Here is a 25584-nt window from a genome sequence, read left to right as displayed (position 1 = left end):
CTCATCAGCCCAACCTCACTCAGTCATCTCAATCAGAAACACCATAAACAAAACACAACTAACACAACCAAAACACACCGAACGGAACGGCCAAAAGAGATGCAATGGCCCAGCCTCAATAGAAACACGGAAGGTTCTTTTCACGGGCCGCACGAACCCAGTTAGGAACAAACGGAATGATCTTGTCTTGCGATGGCACCATGATCTCGATGAAATTTGCCCCTGGGTTGGCTATCGCGTCCGACAGGATCGGCTCGATATCAGCCTCTGAGGTGATGCGAGCCGTTTTGAATCCGAAGCCTTCTGCCACTTTGACATAGTCGACTGCACCGAAATCGGTGCTCCAAGGTTCGTCGACATCGTCAAGAAGGATCGCTTCACCTCGAATCCAGCCAAATGTATCGTTGCGTGTCAGGATCACAGTCACGTTCCTGCCTGATCGTTTGAGCGTTTCCATATCTCCGATCACAAACCCAAAGGACCCATCTCCGGTGAATGAAATCACCGGTCCGTCATTGGCAAAGGCGGCCCCGATACAGGCCGGAACCGAATATCCCAAAGCCCCCATCGAATAATTGGTAATGTACCGCCGCCCGGGTTTGCGGAAGGTCAGCAGCGCCGAAGGGTAGATCGCGCTGACGCCCGGCTCTGAGGTGACCACGGCATCATCGGGCATGATCTTGTCCAGCACTTGCGACAGACGTACAGGCGATAGCGTGCCTTCGGGCATGGGGATGTTGGAGTTGAATACCTTGTCGAGTGCGGTCTTCTTGACCGGGTTCAGATCGACCTTGGGCCGATCCAGGTCGGGGTGTTCGGACCGGATGAGTTCAACCATATATTCAAGACTGGCGCGCGCATCGCCCACCATGCCGACCTGCACCGGAAAATTGTTACCGATATGGGCTTCGGCGATGTCCAAGTGCAGGAACGTCTTTGTGTTTGGGTCGCCATACAGCTTCCAATGATCGGTGGCGGCGCTGTCGGTGTTTGAGCCGATGAAAAAGATCGTGTCGGCGTCGTGGACGTACTGATTGGAATATTCCATACCTCCCCGACCACCAATCACACGTAGAGCCAGAGGGTGATCTTCGGGAATGGTACCCTTGCCCGGCGTGGTGGTGCCGACCGGGATTTGCAGCAGTTCCGCCAGCTCTAGAACCACGTTCGACGCTTTGGAGATCAGCCCCCCCTGACCGCAGACAATGGCCGGATTTTTCGCTTTGATCAGAATATCAATGGCCGCGCGGATTTTGCTGTGATTCGCGACCGGGCGATGAGCCGGGTAATGGCTGTACTCGGGCTCGGCGTAAAGGTCATTGATCTCAGCCTCTTCGCCGTAAATGTTGATTGGCACCCGGATATGAACGGGCGCAGGACGCCCCGACGTTGCCACACGGAAGGCGCGGCGAAGCAAGAAAGGGATGTCCTTGACGTTGGTCAGAACAAAGCTTTCCTTGCAGATACTGTCGTAAAGCCTGGTTTGATCAATACCCGTCAGACCATGTTTCTTGTCCTGATTAATCGGGATGTCCGAGCTGAAGAATATCACTGGAACCGAGCTGAGAAACGCCTCGGTGATACCAGGTGTGCAGTGAGTGATGCCGGGACTTGGGGCCTCAAGAACACAAGGTCGACCCGTGATCTTGGCATAAGCTTCGGCCGCATAAGAAGCAGTACGTTCGTCCCGTGTCAGAACAAACTCGATATCGCTGTGTTCGCGCCATTCCTTGTACCAGCCGATTGTCGTTTCACCGGGCAGGCCAAACACATGGCGCACACCATGAAGCTCCAGCATCTTCAGGATGACCTGCGCGCCGTTCATCCGCATGGATTCTGCCGGTTTCAACACATGAACCTCCGTTTCGTGAGTCGCTTACTCTAATTGTCGACAATTGATTATACAGTATTGCCGACCAGTCAATACTCAGTTCAAACCCCGGCAAAAACCTGTTAGTCCCAAGCTTGATCTTTGACTTGAGGAAACCGGATGACAAAAACCGAAGATCGTGTTGGTCGCGTCTATGATCTTGTGCGCAGGATGGCCGAGAACTTTGAGTTCAAACCAGAATCCCAGATCAATGAGGTTGCCCTGGCCAAAAGCTTTGGCACCAGCCGGACACCTGTACGCGAAGCGCTGAACCGGCTGGTGGCCGAAGGGTTCCTGACCTTTCAGGCCAGGCGGGGATTTTTCTGCCGCCCGCTTAGCCCCTCTCAGATTCTTTCCTTGTATGAGGCCCGGATCGCGGTTGAGACGGAAGCTGTGAGGCTGGCTATTCGCAAATCCTCGGATAGTCAGCTGGCCGCATTGGTGGAAACATTGCGTGGGGTTTTGAGGGAATATGACCAGTGCGAAGACCCCCGACGGTTGTTGGAGTTGGATGAGCAATTCCATGTGGACATTGCCAAGGGGTCCAAAAATCAGGAACTTGTGCGTATTCTTGAGAACCTCAATGCGCGCATCCGGTTCGTTCGCCTGATCGATCTAAAGAATGCGTATTTGAATGGTGGGGCTGAAACGACGAATAGCCAAATTCCCAGCCACCTGATGATCATGCAAAATATTGCAGACCGCGATGAAGGCATCGCAGTCGATACCATTCGAAAACACATCGAACGCCGCCGAGAAGAGACGACTGAGGCCGTCGCCAAAGCGTTCGCCGAAATCTACTTTGTGGATGACGATGCCTAAGCGGCTATGACCCTTGACCACGCTTGCAGGATTTAACGATGTCTTGCACCAGAATTTCAACCGCCCTCCTATGGGCCAGTGATGGCCGTGTTGCGAGGTAAAAGGTTGAGTTCCAGTTCAGCTTGTCCGGCGCAAGCTCTCTGAGTCGATCGCGGTGGGCCCAGTTTTTGATAAAGTGTACCGGCAGCGGACCCAAAAAGTGGCCGGTTTCAATCATCATCGCCATTGCTTCCATATTTGCCACGGTGGCTTTTGGCTGCGCAGTCTGAAGCACCGGTGACACCAGAATGTTGTAGGAGCGCTGACAAATTTGGTGCTGTGAGATTACATCCAGATCAATCTGATCGTCGGGTAAGTCAAACAAGGGATGATCCTGCCCACAGTACAAACGATGCTCTTCCTGGCACAGTTCGGAGTATGTCAGCTCTGGGACCTGATTGCGGAAGGGGGCGATTGCAACATGCAAATCACCGGTAATCAGCTTCTGTGTTAACTCAGTTGGTGATGCGACGACCACCTCTAGCTGCACTTCGTTGGGGCGGTCGAGAAACCGCTTAAGGACCTGTGCCAGATTGAGCTCTGCCAATGTATTGACCGCATCAATGGTGCCAATCCGCAGATCTCCGGTAGTGGTCCCACGCAATTCCAGCAATTCAGCGTCGAAATCGCGGGCGCTGCGCAAGATGTCTCCGGCCTTACGATAGGCGATTTCGCCCCGTTCCGTCAGGCGAAACCCACCACGGCCGCGTTCGCAAATCCGATAGCCAAGCGCCGTTTCCAGATCTCGGATTCGGATGCTAATCGCCGATTGCGTAATGCCCAATGCGTATTGCGCATCCGTAAACCCACCGCATTCGACCACGGTCACGAAGGTTTCAAGCAGAGTATTTCTGAGCAGTTTCAACGCTTATCCGCCTTTCGGGAGTCGTGGTGTTATTTACATAAAAATACCTCATGTGAACATAAACAAGATGATATTTTTTTGTGTATTTTTCTATGCTGTCCTGATCCCTGAAGACTAAACCCAATAAGGCAACAGGGAAGAAACCAACATGACCTTGACCTCTCGTCCCCTCAAGATAACTGCCGCAGCAGCTTTGCTGGGCCTGACCCCTCTCGCCGCCTTGGCCGAGGATTGGAAGTTCGCAATCGAAGAGATTCCGGGCTCGATCATGGATGCCTACGCGCAGGAGTTCAAATCGCGCATCGAAGCCGCCACCGATGGTGAAGTGACCGTGACCGTCTATCCGATGGGCACGCTGGGCACACCGACCGAAACGGTTGAACAGGCCGCCGACGGTGTCATCCAGTTCACCAACGTATCGATTGGCAATCTTGGCACCGTGGTGCCAGAAAGCCAGGTTTTCCTGCTCCCCTACTTGCTGCCATCCGATCCGGCCGCGATTTCGAACATCCTCAGCAACTCGGAAACCATCTACGGTCCGCTGAACGATGATTTCCGCCAGCGTGGTTTGGAAGTTATGACCATGTATTCCGAAGGGCCGCAGGTCTGGACCACCAACCGCGAAATCCGCACGCCCGAAGACTTTGACAACTTCAAGATGCGGGTAATGGTGTCGCCGATCCTGCTGGAGACCTATAAAAACATGGGTGCCAGCCCGACACCGCTGCCGTTTGGCGAAGTTTTCGGCGCGCTGCAACTCGGCGCAGTTGACGGTCAGGTCAATCCGATCCCGACCATCGAAGAGATGAAGTTCTACGAAGTTACCAGCCACCTGATCTGGGCCGGTGAGCAAGAGCTTGTCACCACCGTCGTTGCCGGTTCGGACTGGTTTGAAACCCTCAGCCCCGACCGTCAGCAACTGGTACGTGGCACCATGGCCGACATGACCGGTTTTATTGATGGCGTCGTCACTGATTTTAACCAGAAACGTCTGGATATCATCAAAGAAGCCAAACCTGACATTGGCCTGGTCGTTCTGACCGAGGAAGAGCGTGACGCATTCCGTGAGCGCAGCACGGGCACCTCTGCCGCCTATGTCGACACGGTAGGCGACCGTGGTCAGGAACTGCTGGACGCGCTGCAGGCGGAACTGTCAGGCAACTGATCCCTCCCACTCACTCAAAACTACCTCACGCGCATTGCGCGTGGGGGCTTTCAAAGGGGGGAAACCATGCAAAGCAATACTGCCACTCCCTTCGGCTTGTTGGGAAAGATTGACGCCGTTATCGGACGGATAGAAATCTGGATCCTGGGCTGGGGGATCACCCTGATGGCCGTGAACACCATCGCCAATGTCTTTGGGCGATATGTGTTCAACCAATCCATCTATTTTTCGGAAGAGCTGAACGAGTTTCTAATTGTGATCGTCACCTTTATGGGGCTGGGCTATGCCACTCGCAAGGGCATCCACATCCGAATGTCAGCCATCTATGACGCCCTGCCAGTCAAACTGCGCAAAGGCCTTATGGTAGTGATCGCCACCACCACAGCCATCGTGATGGGTGTGCTGGCCTGGTACGCGTTTGAATATGTGCAGAAAGTCGCCTCGCGCGGGCGGATCACCCCGGCGCTGCAACTGCCGCTGTACCTGACCTATGTCTGGGTGGTGATCGGATTGGCACTGGCCTCGTTCCAATACCTGCTGACTGCGATCCGGAACCTGAACTTCGCTGACGAGGACGTCTATGTCTCGTACCTCGAAATTGACAGTTATGAAGATCCGGAAACTGCGTCGGCCATCAAGAAATTCCAAGATACTGCGGAGGCGGACAAATGACCGAGTTGATGCTGGTTGTAATGATCGTCCTGCTGCTGGCAGGCTTTCCAATGAAAATGCCCTTGATTTCGGCGGCTGTGCTGGGGTTTCTCGTCTACTTCCCTGAAATGAACATGCAAATCCTGATCCAGCAGATGATCGGGGGCGTGAAGCCGGCTGCGCTGATCGCGGTGCCGATGTTCATTTTGGCCGCTGATATCATCACGCGAGGACATTCCGCCAACCGGCTTATCGATCTTGTGATGAGTTTTATGGGCCATATCAAAGGCGGCCTAGCAATTTCCGTCACCTCGGCCTGCGCCTTGTTCGGAGCTGTGTGTGGGTCGACCCAGGCGACGGTGGTGGCCATTGGCGGTGCGATGCGGCCGCGGATGCTAAAATCGGGCTATAGCGACAGCTTTTCGATCGGGTTGATCGTAAATGCCGCTGATCTGGCCTATCTGATCCCGCCATCCATCGGCATGATCATCTATGGCGTGGTCTCGGGGACATCGATTTCGCAGCTTTTCATCGCGGGCATCTTGCCCGGGTTGCTGATCGTAGTGTTATTCTCGGCCTATTGCATGGTGTACGCTTACCGTCACGATATCCCAGTTCTGCCTCGCGAGGGGTGGGGACAGCGCTTTACCGCGTTGCGCAAAGCCCTGTGGCCGATGGGATTTCCGGCGATCATCGTCGGAGGCATCTATGGCGGCGTGTTCTCACCCACCGAAGCGGCGGCAATCTGCGTGCTTTATGCTGTCATCCTCGAGGTTGTGATCTTTCGTTCGATCAAGGTTGGAGACCTGTTCGATATTGCCCTGTCCACAGGGGCCATCACGTCCGTCGTGTTTATCCTGATTGCCGCCGGTGCCGCCTTTAGCTGGACACTTAGCTTTGCCCAAGTGCCGCAGACTATCATCGCAGCGCTGGGGCTGGAACAAGCCAGCCCGCTTGTGGTGTTGCTAGCGATCAACGTGGCCTTCTTCCTCGGCTGCATGTTCGTTGACTCGATCGTGGTGATCCTGATCCTAGTTCCGATCTTTGCGCCGATGATCAAGGCCAGTGGGTTGGACCCGGTACTGGTTGGCGTTCTGATCACACTGCAAGTTGCCATCGGAGCCGCCACACCACCCTTTGGCTGCAACCTGTTCACCGCCATCGCCGTATTCCGCCGCCCCTTTGTCGAGGTGGTCCGCGGCGTGCCGCCCTTTCTAATCATCCTTTTGGTTGTCACCGGGCTGTTGATGGCTTTCCCTCAAATCGCGCTGTTCCTGCCGGAATTGGCGTACCGATAACCCATAAGAAACGGAGAAATCATGTCGGGTCATGGCTATGAATCTGGTCGTCTGAACCTGCCTTTTGTCGGCATCGCGACTTTTGGCAAAAAACCTTATGTCGAGAATTGGGATAAGATCGACGCTGATGTCGCCGTCCTTGGTGCACCTTTCGATTTCGGGTGTCAGTTTCGATCCGGTGCCCGGTTTGGGCCGCGCGCTGTGCGCGAAGCGTCAACCCTGTTCAGCTTTGGCCACGCCGGTGCCTATGACCACGAGGATGACGCAACCTATTTGGCCAGCGATGTGCGCATCGTCGATCTGGGCGATGCCGACATCATCCATACCAAGACCGAGGAAAGTCATGCCAACATCGAATACGGTGTGAAGAAAATCCTCGATGCGGGTGCTCTGCCGGTGACAATCGGTGGAGATCACTCGATCAACATCCCCTGCATCCGCGCCTTTGAAGAAGATTGCGCAAAGAACGGACCAATCCATGTGATCCAGATCGATGCGCATCTGGACTTTGTCGACGAACGCAAAGGCGTCACCGATGGTCACGGCAACCCGATGCGTCGGGCAATCGAAAAAGACTATGTCTCGGGCATGACCCAACTGGGCATCCGCAACGTGTCCTCGACCGCGAAAGAAGGTTATGACGACGCGCGGGCGCGGGGTTCAGATATCCTTTCCGTACGACAAGTGCGCAAACTGGGAACTGAGGGCGTTTTGGATCGTATCCCCGAAGGTGCGCGTTATTACGTCACCATAGATATCGACGCGTTCTGCCCGTCGATTGCGCCCGGAACAGGGACACCCAGCCATGGCGGGTTCCAGTACTATGACGTTCTGGAAATCGTTCAGGGACTCAGTAAACGCGGTAATGTGGTTGGCATTGATCTGGTTGAGGTCGCCCCTGCCTATGACCAGACCGAAAGTACACAGATTCTTGCGGCGCAATTGCTGCTGAACTTCCTCGGGTTCATTTTCCACAACCGGAAATAAGGTCCCTCCCTGTCAGTCCGGCGTGCAGAAACCTTTCAACTACGCGCCGGGCTGCGAGATTCCTTTCGCAGGTTTCCATCCAATGTCCCTACCCCAAATAGTCGCGCAGGCTGGGCGGTGGATTGTCCAAAAGGTCCCGGGTCGGCGCAGGAGGATATGCCTGCTCGTTAGACACAAGAACCGTCTGGCCGGTAATGCGGCGCGCGTCCTGCGGATCGTGGCTGACCATAAGCAGGGTCGTTCCGGTTTCCGCCAGCAACCCAGCCACAAGATCAAGCATTTCAGCCTTCAGTGCCGGCCCCAGCGCCGCAAACGGTTCGTCCAGCAGCAACATCTGACGGCGCTGCACAAGAACCCGGGCTAATGCGACCCGGCTTTGCTGACCTCCAGACAGTTCGGCTGGCTTGCGATCACCCAGACCCGGCAGGGCAACCCGATCTAGTGCGGTTTGGACCTGAGATTGCTCATCAACCGACAACCGCCCATTCGGGCGCAAGCCCAAAGCGATATTCTGTTCGACCGTCAGATGTGGGAATAGATTGCCATCCTGAAACAGCATCGCCAAAGGGCGCTTGCCAGGGGCGCGGTTTGATATAAGGTCTCCGTCCCAGAATATCTTTCCCTGTTTAAGGTCACGAAACCCGGCAATCGCCTCAAGCAGTGTCGACTTTCCCGCGCCAGACGGCCCAATAATGGCTACACTGGCACCGGTCTCGACGGCAAAATCAGCACGCAACGAGAATTTTCCGTTCTCGATTACGCAGCCTTTAAGTTTCAGCATGCAACCGCCCTCCGCGATCCAATAGCCAGAATGCCCCTATCGACAGTAACAACAGCAACAGAGCTGCCCCGGCCGCTGCTTGCATCTGATACGCCCCCATCAACCGATAGATCTGCAAGGGCAAGGTCGCGATCTGTGGATCGGCGAACAGGGCAATAACTCCCAGATCTCCCATCGATAGCGCGGCTGACAAACCCGTGGCAAAGCGGATCTGTGGGCGCATGCGCGGCAACAGGACGCGGGAAAAGAATGTTATCTTGTCCATGTCCAGCGACAGGGCAAGCCGCCCGTGTCGCGCCACCACGTCGCAGGCCGCCGGCACCAGAATGCGTAGCGCGAAGGGCAAGGCCATGACGGCATTCACCAGCGCGGTTACCGGCAATGCCAGTGTTACTGGATTAGCGATGGGGCGGATCAGAATGAACAGCCCGGTGCCAATCACCAACGGTGAAGCCGCCAGCCCCAGAATACCGCTAAGCTCAACAATCCCGTGACGACCGGTTGCAACGGCCATGGCCATCGGCAGTGCAAGCATCAACAAAACAATTGTACTAGCAGTGGCAACCAGAACCGATATCACCGCCGCACGGAACACCAAGGCAGGCATTTCGAGCAACCCAGATAGGCCAGAGATCGCCACGGCAGCCAAAGGAAGAAGCAGAAACGCTGCCGCGAGTCCGATCCAGCACGCATCAATTGCGGGCGCGCCGCCATCCCATCGTTGTATCGCGCGATCCAATCCAGCGCCGAACCCGTCACCACGCGAAAACTTCAAAGCAGCTAGCGCGGCAGCAGCGGTCAAGGCCAGTTGCACCGCAGAAAGCAACGCCGCGCGGCCAAGGTCGAAATCGTAGGTAAAGGATTGATAGATCGCGAGTTCAAGTGTCGTTGCGCGAGGCCCTCCGCCAAGAGTCAACGCGACGGCAAAGCTAGTCAGGCAAATCGCAAAGATCACGGCCAGAACACCCGGCAGAATGCGCCTTAACATTGGCAGTTCGATCAGACGGAACATGGCAAAGCCGTCGCACCCCAATTGCGCGGCCAACCGAAATCTTTCTGCCGGAATTTCCTGCCACGCCTGCAGGATCAGCCGCGTGGCAAGTGGCAGGTTGAAAAATACATGGGCTAGAACCACCCCGTGCAACCCATAGATGCGCAGCGGCGGCAAACCAAACAGACCTAAAAAGTCTGAAATCCAGCCTGCACGTCCGAAAACCTGCAACAACCCAAGGATCGCGACGATGACCGGCAGGATAAAGGGGGCGCCCAATAGGGCGATCAGGGCAGACCGTCCACGAAACCGACGCCGCGCCAGTGCCCGGGCGACCGGAATAGCCAGCCCGGCACTGAACAGCGCAGACAACACCGCCTGAACCAGCGTAAAGCGCAGCGCCGCCCAATCGGCCGGACCCAACCCACCCGCTGTATCAGCGCGCAGGGCTACCGCGGCCAATGTGCCCAATATCAGCGCAGCAACCAGTGCCGCTGCGCCAACACCCGGCCAAGGGCTTACTGGCTGAGCGCGCCCAACCATTCCGCAAGCGCCTGATCCCGCACGGCGGCGGCTTCATCCGGGGTATACAGCAAGGATTTCTCAGGCGTGATCAACGTGTCAAACCCTTCGGGCAGGCCAGCCGCAGGGGTCACTGCCGGATACATCCAGTTGGTGGTCGGGATGATCTGCTGGAAGGTGTCCGAGACCATGAATTCCAGAAATTGATCCGCCAGTTCGGGCTGATCGGTACCGGCCAGCTTCGCCGCAACTTCAACCTGCATGTAGTGCCCTTCGTCAAAGGCGGCCGCTGCTTTGCTGGCGTCATCCTCGGCGATCAAGTGATAAGCAGGCGATGTGGTGTAGCTGAGCACCATGTCCGCCTCACCCTCAAGAAACAGGCCATACGCCTCGGACCAACCTTTGGTCACGGTCACGATATTGTCGGCAAGCCCGGCCCAGATTTCGGGGGCTTCGTCTCCATAAGACGCTTTGACCCACAACAGCAGCCCCAGACCCGGAGTGGACGAGCGCGGGTCTTGAATAATGATCTTGGTTTCACCCTCGGCCAGTTCACGGAAATTGGCAGGTGCCGCCGCATCTGCGTTATGGACAAAAGCAAAATAGCCCCAGTCATAAGGCGCGAACACGTCATCTGACCATTCAATCGGCAGGGTATAATCGGCGCTGACCGAGTTGGGAGCAAACAAGCCAGTTTCCTTGGCCGCTGCGATCAGGCCGGTATCCAGCCCAAGCACCACATCGGCGTCCGTGTTTTCACCCTCAAGCCGAAGACGCGACAACAGCGCCGCGCCGTCTTCGACGCCCACAAGGTTCAGATCACAGTTGCATACTGCTTCGAAAGCTTCTTCTACTTTCGGGCCCGGACCCCAGTCCGAGACAAAGCTGTCATAGGTGTAAACGGTCAGCTGAGGTTTGTCGGCCGCGACAGCCGCTGTTGCGCTCAGAAGTCCCGCAGCAATCATCAGATGTTTCATGTCATCCTCCATTGCGGCGAGAGGGCAAGGGTGGATGAAACCGTTACCTTTCCCTCCGCCGGTTCTAGCCGGTTCAGGTTCTACGGGTTCGCCAAAGGCATCTCAGCGCGGCAGGCCACGCACCCCGAGGTGAGGTTGTCAGTAGGTTGGAACGGACGAAAAGACAACCGGGTTAAAGTGTTTTTTGGATGCTCAAATTGGCATCCGTTCAGTTGGACTGAGAGATGCGCAACCTAATCGCCCTGTGGAACAATCACCGTGGAAAAGGTTTTGAACTACGTTCCAGGTACTGGAACGGTTTGCGTTTTTACCCTTGAGAACTTCAGAGGCCGAATCTCAAAACTGAGAGGACGGCCACCAGTCTTTTAGGCCTGAAGGCTAACCATCTTACCTTTCGGTCCCAGCCGCGTTGGGACGATAAAAGTCGCGGTACCACTTAACAAACTCAGCCACACCATCTTCGATCGAAGTCCTTGGTTGATAACCGGTCAATTCCCTGAGCAGCGATGCATCGGCCCAAGTTGCGGGCACGTCACCGGGCTGCATTGGCATCATGTTTTTATTCGCCTTGATGCCAGTGACCGTTTCGATAGCTTCAATAAACGCGGTCAGCTGTACCGCATCATTGTTGCCGATATTCACCACTCGATGGGGGGCGACCGGTGACAAACTGTCCCCTTCTGGAACATTGCCGTCTGCGGGGCGCACAGGGACGGCGTCCATCAGCAGGCGGATCGCCTCAACCAAATCTTCGACATAAGTAAAGTCGCGTTTCATGTCACCGTGATTATAGACATCGATCGCATTGCCCTCGAGGATCGCTTTGGTGAATTTGAACAGCGCCATGTCCGGGCGACCCCAAGGGCCATAGACGGTGAAAAACCGGAACATGGTGATCGGCAAATCGAACAGATGCGCATAGGAATGGGCCATGCTTTCGGTCGATTTCTTGGTGGCCGCGTAGAACGACATCTGATGATCGGCGCGTTGGGTTTCCTTATAGGGCATCTCGGTATTGGCGCCAAAGGCCGAAGAAGTCGAAGCCAACAGCATGTGTTTTGGCGGATGCGCCCGCGCAGCTTCCAGAATTTCGAAAGTCCCTATCACATTGCTTTCCAGATACGAGCGCGGATTCTCGATCGAATAGCGCACCCCAGCTTGGGCAGCGAGGTGAATGACATAGTCAAAACCATGTTCCCCGAACAGCTCCATCATCAGGCCGGGATTTTCGACCTTGCCGATGACGGGCGAAAAATTCTTACCATTGGGTTCGCGCGCCAGCATGTCGTGGCGGGCCTTTTTCAACGACACATCATAATAATCGTTCAGAGAGTCCAACCCCACTACGTGGTACCCTTGGGCCAGCAGAAGCTTGCTCAGATGAAAGCCAATAAAACCGGCTGACCCGGTGATGAGAACGCTCTGCATAATGTTGCCCTTGTAAAAAACTTGGTATTTCGGGCCTTTTTAGTGCGAGATCAAGGGAAGATACCACCACAGTTATCGCAGAAAACGGTGTATTCTGCTGTGCCCTTTCGCCACCCGGGCGACGCGTAGCAATAATCTGCCTTTGTATAGGATTGGCAGCAGCGGACGCCAAAGGTTGCCAGCATTAATCATGCGCATAATTGACGCGCATTTAGAATGGACCTATCTTAGGGTGAAGGGAGGCATATCTGATGAACGCCCAATCACGCAGACCAACCAACCTTTCGCTGGACAGCGCATTGTTGTCCGAAGCCAAAGCTTTGAAGGTCAACCTTTCCCGCGCAGCCGAAGAAGGTGTTCGTATAGCGGTTGCCGAGGCCAAAGCCGAGCAGTGGAAAGCAGAAAACGCGGAAGCCCTCAAAAGCTCAAACGCGTATGTTGAGCAACACGGCCTGCCGCTGGACAGCTTCCGGCAATTCTGATGCCCAAATACGATGTTTTTCCGAATCCATCGGGTGATGGCTATCTTCTGGATGTGCAAACCGATCTGCTTGGGGACCTGAATACGCGGGTGGTCGCCCCGTTGATACCATTGGCCAAGGCCCCAAAGCCCGCGACCCGGCTTAATCCAGTGTTCGATATCCATGGCGAACAGGTTGTCATGGTCACCCAATTCATGGCCGCGGTTCCGGTGGGAATTCTCAAATCTCAGACCGCCAACCTGAATGAGGAAGCCGACCGGATCACGGTTGCCATAGACATGCTGATGCAGGGCTTCTGATATCTGTCGAGCGACCGAAGTCTTGTTGATCAGGATTGACTGAACCCTCTGCTAGTTGTCCTGACCCAGCACCTTTATGGCACCCAGTAGACGAGCGATTTCCTGTTCGGTGTTGTAGTGGCAGAACGAGATGCGGATGCAATCCGACAGGCCCAGTGGCTTTAGGACGTTGCCGGAATAGTGGTCATCCTTACGGGTGTGGGTGCGGATGCCTTGCTGATTCAATATCTCCACAACATCTTCCGAGGCATGCCTTTTGACCACGATTGAAACCAACCCTTCGCGCGCGGGATTGTCAGCCCCGGCCAGAATCGTGACGTGATCCATATCGCGCAGGCCAGGCAGATTTCCGGTCCCATTAATGGCGGCGTTGGTCAGGTGGGTCTCATAGGCATGGATGGCACGGCCAGCGGCCTCGATCCGTTTGCGCGGCTCGGTCTCGTCCGACACCTCTCCGCCCAGCCAGTCGAAATAGGACACCACGTCCGAGACGGTCGCATAAGACCCAGTGTCACGAGTGCCGAATTCCCAGCCCGTCGCAGGCGCGTCGATCAGCATGTCATGCGGGGTGTTGGTTAGCTTTTCAGAAATCCAGGCAATGCCATAACCATGGCGCGAAAACACCTTGTAGGGCGAGATCGCATAGCCATCAACATTGTAGGCATCCAGATCCAGTTGCCCGTGGGCGGCGTGCTGAATGCCATCGACGATGATCATGCAATCCGGTGCGACCGCTCGGATCGCGGAGGAAATCGCCGCCACATCCATTCCCATACCTGTCACCGGTGAGGCATGCAGGATTGTTGCCACCGCCACATCGGGTGTCATCAGCGCAGTGTAATCCTCGGGTGTGACCAGCCCGGTTTCGTCATTATGCGGCACAATTACATAGTCCAGTCCCGCAATCTCAGCCCAGCGGTGCGCAGCGCTGCGGGTGGCAGGGTGTTCTATGGACGACCCGATCACCTTGGACCCCTTGGGGGTGGCCAGACAGGCGGTGCGGATCATCCGGAACAGCAACTCTGTCCCGCTTTCACCGGCAAAGAACTGCCCGCCCGAGGCATTCATGAATACCGCCAGGTCACCCTTGGCCTTGTTGATCACATTCTGTGTCCCCTGCCCCGCCGGGTTGATGCGCCCGGGGTTGTCTGGGATCGCAGCATAAAAAGCCGAGGTTTCGGTGACTGTTTTCAATGTCAGCGCACCGCCTGCGTTTTCGAAAAAAATACGCTCGCCCTGAAACGGGCAGCTTTCGACATGGTTAAACCGGTCGCGGATCGCATCGATGAGGGCTGGGTTGTTCTGGATCATGGGTCTGTCCTGTAGTTTTTCAAAGCGCGCGGGGTGCGATCAGAGTGTGAGCAGTCATTCAGGTCTGCCAGCTTTGTCTCTGTAACCTAAGGATTGTCGAGCAGATTGGCGGTCGTCTGGCGCGTTGGCGACATCAGACAGTCTGCCACCGCCATCAATATCTCGAGGTATTGCCAACGAGAGCGACGTCGATAATCACGCGAAGTCTTGCCGGATCGCCAAAAGGGTGAGTGCAATATCCCTTAAAAACCCACATAAAACAAATAATTTCAGGATTATTGGGTTGAAATTGTATGTTTTTGTGGAACTATAGGGAAGAATGATGTCAAAAAGCCGGAATCTGATGTTACAAGAAGACGACAGCCTGGAACTTCAGGATTGGATTGTTGACTTGCACAACGTGATGCAGCGTGCCGAGGGCTATCAGAGCGTCGGAATAGCGGGAGATGTCCGAGATTCTAAAGGTGAAGCTCGACCGCCCGAAAGGAAGCTGGGCACCACCACGGGGCACGGCTATGCGCAGATGTTGGACGTTGATGCAAATTCAAGAAATGCGATCGAACTTAATTGTAATTCGGTTAGAGCCCGCATGACCTTTCCCAATTATTGCTACCCTAGCCCCGCAATCCATCACTAGACAGGACGGAAATGGATGTTGAATCCAACAAGCTCACAAAATACCGAAATGGCTGATCTGGTAACGCATGCGATGGCGGTTGCCGACATAGCCAATACTGCGGCACGAGGGTATTTTCGCGGTAGGTTGGGTGTTGAATTCAAGTCGGATGAAAGCCCGGTTACACAGGCCGATAAAGGTGTTGAAACCCAGGTGCGCACTTACCTAGAGCAGCATTTCCCGGATCATGGTATCTTTGGCGAAGAGCACGGGTTTGACGGGCAGAATTGTCGTGAAGTTTGGATCATTGACCCGATTGATGGCACAAGATCGTTCCTTTCGGGGCATCCGCTGTTCGGCTTCTTGCTGGGGCATCTGGTTAATGGCAAGCCGGATATCGGAGTGATCGGTATGCCTGCGTTGAATGAGGTATTTGTAGGCGTTTCAAGTCAGGGCGCGACTCTGAATGGCAATGCCATCGCAACGTCAAAAAAGACGCGGTTGGATCAATCCATCCTGTTTGTGAACGAAGGTGACAAGATCTATCGCGATCATCCCGCTTTATTCGCAAAACTGATGCAATCCGGGCAAACCCGCCGGTTCGCCTATGACTGCTACCCGCATGCCCTGCTGGCGGCTGGGCATGTGGATGCAGTGATTGACTATGACTTGCAGCCTTATGACTTCTTGCCTGTTCTGGCCGTTGTTGAGGCCGCAGGCGGGGTGATGACCGACTGGAATGGCAAGCCCCTCGACCTGAACTCGGATGGTCGGGTGATCTCGGCCGCAACGCCTGAACTGCATGCGGAAATGCTGGATAAGGTGAACGGTTAGGCTCATGGCGATTGTAAGCTTTCTCATCAACTTGGCCGGAGCGACAATGTTGTTGCTTTTTGCCGTGCGCATGGTGCGCACAGGGATTGAGCGCAGCTATGGGGCCTCGTTCCAGCGCGTTATGACGGGCCAGCGCAGTTATTTGCAGGCGTCGATGGTGGGGCTTTCGATGGCTATTGTGCTGCAAAGCTCGGCGGCGGTGGCATTGTTGACCTCGGGCTTTGCCGCTGGTGGGATGCTGGCATTTCCTGCGGGCCTTGCAATGGTACTGGGTGGCGATCTGGGGTCTGCGCTGATTATTCAGATTCTGTCGTTCAAGCTGGATTGGCTGGTGCCGCTTCTGTTGGCAATTGGCGGGTATCTGTTCGTCAAAACCGAGTCCAAGAAACCGCGGCAATTGGGCCGCATTCTGATGGGCATCGCATTCATCCTGATCTCATTGCGCTTTTTGCGTGAGGCAATGGACCCGATCCGCGACAGTGCTTTTCTGCCCGCCATCGCCGACTATCTGGCCCGCGACTATATCACCGCGTTTTTGGTGGGTGGTGCGCTGGCCTTTGTCATGCATTCCTCGGTCGCGGCGATCTTGATGTGCGTGACGCTTGTGCAAATCGGCGCAATTCCTTTTGCCGCCGGGTTGTCGCTGGTGTTGGGGGCTAACTTCGGCTCGGCCTTTATCCCGGTTTGGTTGACGCGGGGGATGGATTTATCAGCCCGGCGCATCCCCTTTGCCAATCTGGCCCTACGTGGCAGTTGGGCCGTTATTACCCTTTTCGCGGCCACCACAGCCCTGAGGGCGGGCGTTCTGGGCGATCTGCAAGGCGGGCAAATGCTGGTGAACGCGCATCTGGCCTTTAATGCCTCTTTGCTGGTTCTGGCGCTGCCATTCTGTGGACGCCTAAGTGCCCCGTTCGAGCGGCTGTTGCCAGACCCGAAAACATCAGAGGCTGCGCTGCAGCCGGGTCGTCCCACCAGCGCGTTGGAAATGCGCAATATCGGCAGCCCCAGCCAGGCCCTATCGAGCCTCAAGCGGGAACTGCTGCGGATGAGCGATCTGGTTGAATCGATGTTCCGCCCATCGCTCGAACTGTACCGCAGTGGAGACAAGGAACAGATCCGTGCCGTCAGGGACATTGATGTCGAGGTGAACGAGTGCCTGTCTGGCGTCCGAAAATTCGTGGCGGCCATTCCGGCAGAGGATTTTGGAAAGCAGAATGCGAAAGTGGCGCGCGACTTGATGGAATACGCCATTCGCCTTGAAACTGCAGGCGACGTTGTCGCCAAACGTTTGACTGTGTTGGCTACCAGCATGCGCAAAAAAGGTGCATCATTCTCGAAAGAAGGTTGGGCAGAATTGGTCGAAATGCACGAGGGTATTTTAGCCAATCTCAAACTGGCCTCGAACGTGCTGATCTCGGATGATTTGGAAAGTGCCCGCCTGCTGAGCCTCGAAAAGACCGAAATCAAACGGGCCGAGCGTGACAGCCGCAAGCGTCACCTCAAACGGCTTCAGCATGGCAGTACGGAAAGTTTTGAGACCAGCGATATCCATCTTGAGACGTTGCGCGCGCTGCGTGAATTCAACAGTCACATCGCAGCGGTGGCTTATCCGATCCTCTATCGGAATGGTCAGTTGCTGGAAACACGCCTGATCGAAGAAATGCCCCGGACGCAAAAAGATTCAGATACAGAGGTGAAAGGATGATTGCGCCCGTAGAGGTACTGAACGAAGAGGGCCAGGGCAAAGTGGTCTTATTGTGCGAACACGCGAGCCATCGGATTCCATCAGACTACAGTGATCTGGGTCTGTCCGAAGCTGACCGGCTAAGCCACGCAGTCTGGGACCCGGGTGCGCGAAGCCTGGCGTTAAAGCTTTCGCAGGCTTTGGATGCGCCGGTCGTGGCCTCGACCGTGTCGCGCTTGGTTTATGATTGCAACCGCCCCCCGGAAGCCGCAAGCGCAATGCCTGAGAAGTCTGAACAGATCATTGTCCCGGGGAATACAGGCCTGACGCAAGCGCAGCGCGATGCGCGTACGGCTGCGGTTTACGATCCGTTCTGCGCCGCTGTGTCCGAGGTTTTGAACAAGCGCCGGGCTGATACGGTGATCGTGACTGTGCATTCATTTACCCCGGTCTATTTCGGCAAACCGCGTGCGGTTGAGCTGGGTTTGTTGCATGATGAAGACAGTCGGCTTGTGGATGCGATGCTGAATTATGTGGATCGTATTCCGAACCGCCGAACCGAGCGAAATGAGCCTTATGGCCCAACTGATGGGGTCACCCATTCGCTACGCCTGCATGCGCTTAGCCGAAATTTGCCAAATGTAATGCTGGAAGTGCGCAACGACCTACTGCGTACCGATGAAGAGATTGCTGTCGCAGCAGAAGAGGTATTGACCCTGCTGTTACCGGCACTGAACGACATCGCGATTAAGGAGGATAAATCGTGAGCGGAACTTTCAACCTCGACGAACTGAAGGCACGTGTGACTGCGGGCGATGTTGACACGGTTTTGGTATGTTTTGTTGACATGCAGGGACGTTTGATGGGCAAACGCTTTCATGCGGGTCACTTTGTTGCGGGTGCATGGGAAGAAACGCATTGCTGCAACTATCTGCTGGCGACAGATTTGGAGATGGGTACGCCGGATGGCTATGCCTCGACCAGTTGGGAGCGGGGCTATGGCGATTACGTCATGAAGCCGGACCTCAGCACGCTGCGCCCTGTTCCGTGGCTGGAAGGCACTGTGATGGTGATGTGCGATGTGCTGGATCACCATACCCACGAAGAAGTGCCGCACGCGCCGCGCTCGATCCTAAAACAGCAGGTCAACCGTCTGAAGGCGATGGGCTATGACGCGATGTGCGCGACCGAACTTGAGTTCTTTCTGTTCGAGAAGAGCTTTGACCAGATCCGTAAGGAGGGCTTCCGCGATCTGGCTCCGATCTCGGGCTACAATGAGGATTACCACATCCTGCAGACCACCAAGGAAGAGCATGTGATGCGTCCGATCCGCAACCATTTGTGGAATGCGGGGATTCCGGTCGAGAATTCGAAAGGTGAAGCCGAGACCGGTCAGGAAGAACTGAACATCAAATACGCGCCGGCAATGGAGACGGCGGAGTACCACTCGATCGCCAAGAACGCGGTGAAAGAGATCGCCTGGCAGCATGGTCATGCGGCGACCTTCCTGCCGAAATGGCATCATGACAAGGTGGGCAGTTCGTCCCACGTGCATCAGTCGCTGTGGGCAGACGGTCAGCCGGCATTTTTCGATAAGTCGGATGTGTTAGGCATGTCGGCGCTGATGAAAAGCTACATGGCGGGGCTGCTGAAATACGCGCCGGACTACACCTATTTCATGGCACCCTACATCAACAGCTACAAGCGTTTCATGAAGGGCACCTTTGCGCCCACACGGATCATTTGGTCGGTGGACAATCGTACGGCCGGATACCGTTTGTGTGGCGATGGCACTAAGGCGGTGCGGGTCGAATGCCGCATTCCGGGCTCGGACATGAACCCGTATCTGGCGATGGCCGGGATGCTGGCCGCCGGAATTGCAGGGATCGAGGAAGGGCTGGAGCTGCAGCCGCCCGCCCAAGGCGATGTCTATCAGGGCGACACCGGCATGATCCCGGGTACGTTGAGGGACGCACGAAACGCCCTGCATGGGTCGGCCATGTTGCGCGCGGCCATGGGGGATGAGGTGGTCGATCACTATACCCGCGCGGCAGAGGTCGAGATCGAGGAATTCGAGCGCGTGGTAACCGATTGGGAAGTTGCCCGCGGGTTCGAGCGGGCGTGAGCTTGGGCCAGGCTGGGGGCTCTGCCCCCAGACCCCCGAGGTATTTTTGGCCAGACGAAGCAGGGGACCCTGCCGTCTTTCGAAGTGGAGTGGTTATGGGGCAGATGTTGAAATGTGTCTCACCGATTGATGGATCGGTTTTTGCGGAACGCGAGGTTCTGTCGCGGGACGCCGCCTTTGCGGCGGCTGAGCGCGCACGTGCCGCGCAGGCGAACTGGGCGGCGCGGTCGTTGGAGGAGCGTATCGATCGTGTGATGGCGGGCGTGGCGGCTGTTGGTACGATGAATGATGAGATCGTGCCCGAGCTGGCTCATATGATGGGCCGCCCGGTGCGCTATGGCGGTGAGTTTGGTGGCTTTAACGAGCGCGCCAGCCATATGGCCGGGATCGCCGAGGCGTCGCTGGCGGATATCGCGGTGGGCGAGGATGAGACCTTCAAACGCTATATCAAGCGCCTCCCGCATGGGGTGGTGTTTGTGGTGGCGCCCTGGAATTACCCTTACATGACGGCAATCAATACGGTGGCCCCGGCGCTGATCGCGGGCAACACGGTGATCCTGAAACACGCCACCCAGACCCTGTTGGTGGGTGAGCGGATGGCACAGGCCTTCCATGCAGCTGGCGTGCCGACAGATGTGTTCCAGAACGTGTTCCTCAGCCATGACGTGACAAATGACCTGATCGCGGGCAATGCGTTCGACTTTGTGAACTTCACCGGCTCGGTCGGCGGTGGTCAGGCGATGGAGCGCGCGGCGGCGGGCACCTTTACCGGTGTGGGCACCGAACTGGGCGGCAAGGACCCCGGCTATGTGATGGAGGATGCCGATCTGGATGCCGCCGTGGATACGCTGATCGACGGGGCGATGTTCAACGCCGGACAGTGTTGCTGCGGGATCGAGCGGATTTACGTGCATGAGAGCCTCTATGATGACTTCGTCGCCAAGGCAGTTGAGGTCGTCAAAGGCTACAAACTGGGCAACCCGCTGGACCCGGAGACCACCATGGGCCCGATGGCCAATGTTCGGTTCGCCGATGAGGTGCGCGCCCAGATTGCCGAGGCGGTGGCCGATGGCGCGGTGGCTCATATCGACACCTTCGCCGAGGATGACGGCGGGGCTTATCTGACCCCGCAGATCCTGACCAATGTGACCCATGATATGCGCGTGATGCGGGATGAAAGCTTTGGTCCGGTGGTGGGCATCATGAAGGTCTCATCCGACGAAGAAGCGATTGCGCTGATGAATGACAGCGAATTTGGCCTGACCGCCAGCCTGTGGACCCCCGATGTGGATCGCGCGGCCCGTGTGGGCGATCAAATCGAGACCGGCACCGTATTTATGAACCGGGCCGATTATCTGGACCCCGGCCTGTGCTGGACCGGCTGCAAGAATACCGGGCGGGGCGGTGGCCTGTCGGTCATCGGCTATCACAACCTGACCCGTCCCAAATCCTACCATCTGAAGAAGGTGACATCATGAGCCTTGTTGGAAACTGGTCTTACCCGACCGCAATCAAATTCGGTGCTGGGCGCATCAAAGAATTGCCCGAGGCCTGTGCCACAGCGGGGATGAATAAGCCCTTGCTGGTCACCGACAAAGGGCTGGCCGACCTGCCGATCACCACCGCGACGTTGGACATCATGGAGGCCGCCGGTCTGGGCCGGGGTCTGTTCAGCGACGTTGACCCGAACCCGAATGAAAAGAACCTTGAAGCCGGGGCTGCCGCCTATAACGCTGGTGGTCATGACGGGGTGATTGCCTTCGGTGGTGGCTCAGGGCTGGATCTGGGCAAGATGGTGGCCTTCATGGCCGGTCAGACGCGTCCGGTCTGGGATTTTGAAGACATCGGCGACTGGTGGACCCGCGCCGATGCAGATGTTATCGCCCCGATCATCGCGGTGCCAACCACCGCCGGAACAGGGTCTGAGGTTGGGCGCGCCAGCGTCATCACCAACTCTGAGACGCATGCCAAAAAGATCATCTTCCACCCCAAGGTTCTGCCGAGCGTGGTGATCTGCGACCCGGAGCTGACCGTGGGCATGCCCAAATTTATCACCGCAGGCACCGGTCTGGATGCCTTTGCCCACTGTGTCGAGGCATTCTCAAGCCCGCATTACCATCCGATGAGCCAGGGCATCGCGCTGGAAGGCATGCGGTTGGTCAAAGAGTATCTGCCGCGCGCCTATGCTGATGGCACCGATCTCGAGGCCCGCGCACATATGATGAGCGCAGCCTCGATGGGCGCCACCGGTTTCCAGAAAGGTCTGGGCGCGATCCACGCCATGAGCCACCCCATCGGGGCGGTGTTCAACACCCATCACGGCACTACCAACGCGGTCTGCATGCCCGGCGTGCTGGAGTTTAACGCCCCTGCCATTGCCGACCGGTTCCAGATGGCAGCCGATTATCTGGGCATCCAGGGCGGCTTTGACGGCTTCCGCGCCTTTGTGCAGACCTTCAACGACGATTTGGGTATTCCGCGCAAACTGTCTGACCTGGGTGTGACCGAGGCCGCAATTCCTGAACTGGTCCAAGGCGCAATCATCGACCCATCATGCGGTGGGAATCCCGTTGAGCTGACTGAAAGAAATCTAAAAACACTGTTCGAAGCAGCGTTATGAAAGCAAGGGCCTCGGCAGACACTCTGCCGGGGCCAGAATTTATAATCACCAGTGGTGTTCCACAGGGTGAAGCCGGTAGGTCTTACCGGACAAAAGCAGTCAAGTGTACATATATTGGTAGACCAGACGCTTTTCAGCCGATGACCGGATTTATTGGAAAATATAAATAATTCCCCGCAATTCAAATATTGTCACAAAACATTCACAATTTTTGTGGATTTTTAAGTGAAACTATGTTGGGCTTAAAAAATGGATCACGATAGCGATAATATCCCTCATCGGGGCCGTGAACTTCTAGATGTCCTGGCAAGGTTGGGGGGCTCGGCGCGCAATACCCAGATTGCGCAGGTTATGGACGTTTCTGAGGAAACTGTTCGTCGACTTGTCAAAGCGCTGGCGCAAAAAAACATGGTTGAGAGGGTGCATGGGGGTACCTATCTTTCCCGGGCGCAGGACACGCCGATGTTTTCCGGGGCGTTGGAGCAAAACGCCGAAGAAAAGACGCTTATTGCCAACAAGGTCAGCCAAATGATCGAAGACGGCATGGTGCTGTTCATTACGGTGGGCTCAACGACCACCCATGTTGCCGAGCAGCTGCGCGATCTGAAAAACCTAACCGTGGTCAGCAACTCGCTATCGGTTGTCGCCTCACTGGCTGATCACAACGGAACGCGAGCAATCCTTGCCGGTGGTGAGGTTATTCGATCCGAACGCGGCAGTTTTGGTCGTGCGGCCGAGGAACTGGCCTGCCAATACAGTTATGATGCGGTGATTTGCGGTGCGGATGCCATATCGCTTTCCGGCGGCGTGTTGGCTTCGAACCCGCTGGAGGCTGAGTTGACGCGCGCGTTGCTTAAAAATACGCGGCGCATGATTGTCGCAACCGATCACACGAAATTCGGGGAAAAAGCGACTAATGTATCCTGCCGATTTGACCAGGTGACCGATTTGGTGACCGACATACCCCCGTCTGAAACTTTCGCCACAGCTTTGAAGGATGCGGGGGTTACAGTCCATGTCGCTGCGCTGCGTGGCAAAAAAAAGAAAAAGAAGAAGAGAACCGACGTTGCTGCAGTCAACTAATCGGTTTCACAAGCAAAAAAAAACGAAACTGACGTTACCGTAGGGAGAAAACATGAAACAGCTTCTGATGTCAGGTGTGGCCTTGGTCACTCTGGGGGGAACTGCCTGGGCGAACTGTCCGGCAGCGACAGTTGCAGATATGCAGGGCCTATCTGATGGTGCTTATCCGCAGCAATTTGATCTGGCAGAGTTTCAGTCGGCCGCGGGCTGTACGCTGAACTTTGCAGAAAACCCAGCCATTGCAGATCTAAATGGTAAAATCCGCGGCAATGGCGACCTGCCCGCGGTGGCGGATCGTCTGCCGGCCGAGCCTTTGGTCATCGTGCCATATGACTCGATCGGTCAGTATGGTGGGGTTCTGGATGCGCTGTCCAACGCCACCGAAAGCGGCACGTCAGACTTCCTGTCTGTACGTCACGTGAACCTGTTCCGGTATTCCGACGATCTTCAAACCTTGGTGCCCAATGTGGCCAAGTCCTGGGAATGGAACGATGATTTCACTCAACTGACCGTGCATCTGCGCGAAGGTCACAAGTGGTCGGATGGGGCGCCGTTCACCGCGGCGGATGTCGTGTTCTGGTATGACAACCTGATGATGGACACCAATGTCATCGCCGAAGCCAAGGATTACGCACTGGCTGGCGGTGAACCCATGAAGGTCGAAGCGGTAGATGACACCACGGTGCAGTTTACGCTGGCCGCACCCAAGCCGGGCCTGACCGAGACGTTTTCGTTCACTTATGTGCAACCCTACCAGCCCAAGCATTTCTTCGAAAAGTTCCACCCGGCGTTGGATGAAAATGCGGACGCCAACGCACAGGCGCTTGGGTATGAAAACGGTTATGAACTGATCAAGGCCTACTACGGTAACTCGGACTGGATGGATACGCCGTCACCAATGCTGACGGCAGGTGACAAGCTGGCGGGTCTGCCCAAGGATGCTATGCCGACCCTTGAAAGTCATATTCTTGTGAAGGAAAGCACCGAAGGGCGCCACTATGTCGCCAACCCTTACTTCTTCCAGGTCGACACACAGGGTAACCAACTGCCCTATATCTCGGAAATGGATGAAACATATGTACCGGATGAAGAGGTGCGTAACCTCAAGCTATTGAACGGCGAGGTGGATTACAAATCTCAGGGTGTGAACCTGACATCTGCTCCGGTTCTTTTGGAGGGTCAGGAAAGCGGCAACTACACGTTGGAAGTAAAGCCCGCGATCGGCTATCCGGTGCTGACGTTCAACGTGACCGCCGAGGATGAGGCCAAACGCGCGCTCTTCAACGACATCCGTTTCAGAACGGCCATGTCGGTTGCGATGGACCGCAATCAGCTGAACGAAGTTACCGCTTTTGGACTGGGTGAGCCGACACAGTATATCGGGTTCTCACCGCGCCCGGACTTCATTGATGCCAAATGGTCAGAGTACGAGGCTGGTTTTGATCAGGATCGTGCCAATGCTCTGCTCGATGAGGTCGGCCTAGTCGATCAGAACGGTGACGGTTTCCGCGATCTGCCAAACGGTGACCCGCTTGTGCTGGACTGGCAGTTCTCGACGCAGTCAGCCTCTGCTCAACTGGTGGAACTCATCGCTCAGAACTGGAAAGACGTGGGCGTCAACACCGCGATCAAAGAGGTTACTTCTGATGAGTTCCGCGCGGCGCAATCGGCCAATACGTTGGATATGGGTATGTGGCTCAAGAGCCAGCCTGCCGGTTCGGTTCTGGGCGACGGCGAAATCTGGGTTCCCCCGTTTGACGGGTACTTCGATGTTCGAACCGGGATGCTCTGGGCGGAATACATCAGCTCGAACGGTGAAAACGGTGTCGAGCCGCCCGCTTGGGTTGCCGATCTGAAAGCCGCTCTGGATACTTATCAATCCAGCGCACCTGGATCGGACGCATCCATTACTGCCGCTCAGAAAATGGTTGAGATAATGACCAGCGAACTGCTGTTCATTGGTACGGTCAACTCGCCGGCACCGATCTACCACTCGAACAATCTGCAGAACTTCACCGAGTTCAAGACGCAGTCGTACGAGTTCTATCGGACCTATCCGTATCGCCCTGCTCAGTGGTGGTTGTCCGAGTAATCCGATCCTTGATCTGAGATGACGGAATGGGGCGTTCGCGCC

The 25584-nt window shown here is 56.0% G+C and carries 22 protein-coding genes and 1 riboswitch; of the genes, 15 read left to right on the top strand and 7 right to left on the bottom strand.

What is annotated here, in order from left to right; all coding sequences use genetic code 11:
* Positions 1–115 precede the first annotated feature (115 nt).
* A complete protein-coding gene (locus ACR0B0_RS14840; RefSeq protein ID WP_226689497.1) occupies positions 116–1852 on the bottom strand; it encodes a thiamine pyrophosphate-binding protein in 1737 nt (578 codons plus the stop codon).
* A 138-nt stretch (positions 1853–1990) separates the two neighbouring features.
* Between ACR0B0_RS14840 and ACR0B0_RS14835 the strand changes: the two genes are divergently transcribed.
* Complete coding sequence (locus ACR0B0_RS14835; protein WP_170351141.1) at positions 1991–2692, top strand: GntR family transcriptional regulator; 702 nt, start codon at positions 1991–1993, stop codon at positions 2690–2692.
* A gap of 4 nt (positions 2693–2696) precedes the next feature.
* Here ACR0B0_RS14835 and ACR0B0_RS14830 read toward each other — a convergent pair whose 3' ends face one another.
* Entirely contained in the window at positions 2697–3596 is a 900-nt protein-coding gene (locus ACR0B0_RS14830) for a LysR family transcriptional regulator (protein WP_480648437.1), read from the bottom strand.
* A 148-nt stretch (positions 3597–3744) separates the two neighbouring features.
* Here ACR0B0_RS14830 and ACR0B0_RS14825 point away from each other — a divergent pair, with 148 nt between their 5' ends.
* From ACR0B0_RS14825 to speB, 4 genes are all read left to right on the top strand, one after another.
* Positions 3745–4761, top strand: a complete 1017-nt coding sequence (locus ACR0B0_RS14825; RefSeq protein WP_425082536.1) for a TRAP transporter substrate-binding protein — start codon at positions 3745–3747, stop codon at positions 4759–4761.
* Positions 4762–4827: 66 nt separating this feature from the next.
* Complete coding sequence (locus ACR0B0_RS14820; protein ID WP_170351144.1) at positions 4828–5433, top strand: TRAP transporter small permease; 606 nt, start codon at positions 4828–4830, stop codon at positions 5431–5433.
* The gene (locus tag ACR0B0_RS14815) at positions 5430–6710 is read left to right on the top strand and encodes a TRAP transporter large permease (RefSeq protein WP_170395231.1); all 1281 of its coding nucleotides are present in this window, start codon (positions 5430–5432) and stop codon (positions 6708–6710) included. The genes ACR0B0_RS14820 and ACR0B0_RS14815 overlap by 4 nt, the downstream gene beginning before the upstream one ends.
* Before the next feature lie 21 nt (positions 6711–6731).
* The gene (gene speB / locus ACR0B0_RS14810; RefSeq protein ID WP_480648434.1) at positions 6732–7697 is read left to right on the top strand and encodes an agmatinase; all 966 of its coding nucleotides are present in this window, start codon (positions 6732–6734) and stop codon (positions 7695–7697) included.
* 88 nt (positions 7698–7785) lie between these two features.
* Here the strand turns inward: speB and ACR0B0_RS14805 are convergent, their stop codons facing one another.
* From ACR0B0_RS14805 to ACR0B0_RS14790, 4 genes are all read right to left on the bottom strand, one after another.
* Positions 7786–8478 (bottom strand): thiamine ABC transporter ATP-binding protein, encoded by a 693-nt coding sequence (locus tag ACR0B0_RS14805; RefSeq protein ID WP_480648432.1) that lies wholly within the window; start codon positions 8476–8478, stop codon positions 7786–7788.
* Positions 8465–10012 (bottom strand): ABC transporter permease family protein, encoded by a 1548-nt coding sequence (locus ACR0B0_RS14800; RefSeq protein WP_480648430.1) that lies wholly within the window; start codon positions 10010–10012, stop codon positions 8465–8467. The genes ACR0B0_RS14805 and ACR0B0_RS14800 overlap by 14 nt, the downstream gene beginning before the upstream one ends.
* Entirely contained in the window at positions 9988–10968 is a 981-nt protein-coding gene (gene thiB, locus ACR0B0_RS14795) for a thiamine ABC transporter substrate binding subunit (RefSeq protein WP_170362649.1), read from the bottom strand. Before thiB ends, ACR0B0_RS14800 begins: the two co-directional genes overlap by 25 nt.
* A gap of 32 nt (positions 10969–11000) precedes the next feature.
* Positions 11001–11105: riboswitch (TPP riboswitch) on the bottom strand.
* A gap of 250 nt (positions 11106–11355) precedes the next feature.
* A complete protein-coding gene (locus ACR0B0_RS14790; protein ID WP_480648428.1) occupies positions 11356–12396 on the bottom strand; it encodes a GDP-mannose 4,6-dehydratase in 1041 nt (346 codons plus the stop codon).
* Positions 12397–12647: 251 nt separating this feature from the next.
* On the opposite strand from ACR0B0_RS14790, the gene ACR0B0_RS14785 reads away from it, so the two are divergent.
* Both ACR0B0_RS14785 and ACR0B0_RS14780 read left to right on the top strand, forming a co-directional pair.
* Positions 12648–12878, top strand: a complete 231-nt coding sequence (locus ACR0B0_RS14785) for a type II toxin-antitoxin system CcdA family antitoxin (RefSeq protein ID WP_170351151.1) — start codon at positions 12648–12650, stop codon at positions 12876–12878.
* Positions 12878–13177 carry a CcdB family protein gene (locus ACR0B0_RS14780; protein WP_170351152.1) on the top strand — a complete coding sequence of 100 codons (300 nt, stop codon included), beginning with the start codon at positions 12878–12880 and terminating at the stop codon, positions 13175–13177. The genes ACR0B0_RS14785 and ACR0B0_RS14780 overlap by 1 nt, the downstream gene beginning before the upstream one ends.
* Positions 13178–13228: 51 nt before the next feature.
* On the opposite strand, the gene ACR0B0_RS14775 is transcribed toward ACR0B0_RS14780, so the two are convergent.
* Entirely contained in the window at positions 13229–14488 is a 1260-nt protein-coding gene (locus tag ACR0B0_RS14775) for an aminotransferase class V-fold PLP-dependent enzyme (protein WP_170351153.1), read from the bottom strand.
* Between the two features lie 685 nt (positions 14489–15173).
* Between ACR0B0_RS14775 and ACR0B0_RS14770 the strand changes: the two genes are divergently transcribed.
* The 8 genes from ACR0B0_RS14770 to ACR0B0_RS14735 all read left to right on the top strand — a co-directional run bounded on the left by ACR0B0_RS14770 (position 15174) and on the right by ACR0B0_RS14735 (position 25542).
* Positions 15174–15938: an inositol monophosphatase family protein gene (locus tag ACR0B0_RS14770; protein ID WP_480567331.1), complete on the top strand. Its 765-nt coding sequence runs from the start codon at positions 15174–15176 to the stop codon at positions 15936–15938.
* Between the two features lie 4 nt (positions 15939–15942).
* Positions 15943–17643 carry a Na/Pi cotransporter family protein gene (locus ACR0B0_RS14765; RefSeq protein WP_170351155.1) on the top strand — a complete coding sequence of 567 codons (1701 nt, stop codon included), beginning with the start codon at positions 15943–15945 and terminating at the stop codon, positions 17641–17643.
* Positions 17640–18389 carry an N-formylglutamate amidohydrolase gene (locus tag ACR0B0_RS14760; RefSeq protein ID WP_170351156.1) on the top strand — a complete coding sequence of 250 codons (750 nt, stop codon included), beginning with the start codon at positions 17640–17642 and terminating at the stop codon, positions 18387–18389. Before ACR0B0_RS14765 ends, ACR0B0_RS14760 begins: the two co-directional genes overlap by 4 nt.
* 80 nt (positions 18390–18469) lie before the next feature.
* A complete protein-coding gene (locus ACR0B0_RS14755) occupies positions 18470–19747 on the top strand; it encodes a glutamine synthetase family protein (RefSeq protein WP_226689585.1) in 1278 nt (425 codons plus the stop codon).
* A 95-nt stretch (positions 19748–19842) separates the two neighbouring features.
* The gene (locus ACR0B0_RS14750; protein ID WP_480648426.1) at positions 19843–21225 is read left to right on the top strand and encodes an aldehyde dehydrogenase family protein; all 1383 of its coding nucleotides are present in this window, start codon (positions 19843–19845) and stop codon (positions 21223–21225) included.
* The gene (locus ACR0B0_RS14745; protein WP_480648424.1) at positions 21222–22367 is read left to right on the top strand and encodes an iron-containing alcohol dehydrogenase; all 1146 of its coding nucleotides are present in this window, start codon (positions 21222–21224) and stop codon (positions 22365–22367) included. The genes ACR0B0_RS14750 and ACR0B0_RS14745 overlap by 4 nt, the downstream gene beginning before the upstream one ends.
* Positions 22368–22616: 249 nt before the next feature.
* Entirely contained in the window at positions 22617–23450 is an 834-nt protein-coding gene (locus ACR0B0_RS14740; RefSeq protein ID WP_170351160.1) for a DeoR/GlpR family DNA-binding transcription regulator, read from the top strand.
* A gap of 52 nt (positions 23451–23502) precedes the next feature.
* Positions 23503–25542, top strand: coding sequence for an ABC transporter substrate-binding protein (locus ACR0B0_RS14735; protein ID WP_480648422.1), 2040 nt, complete (start codon positions 23503–23505; stop codon positions 25540–25542).
* Positions 25543–25584 lie beyond the last annotated feature (42 nt).

The sequence above is a fragment of the Ruegeria sp. BA12 genome (assembly GCF_056539625.1).
This window is presented reverse-complemented; position numbering and strand designations above follow the sequence as displayed.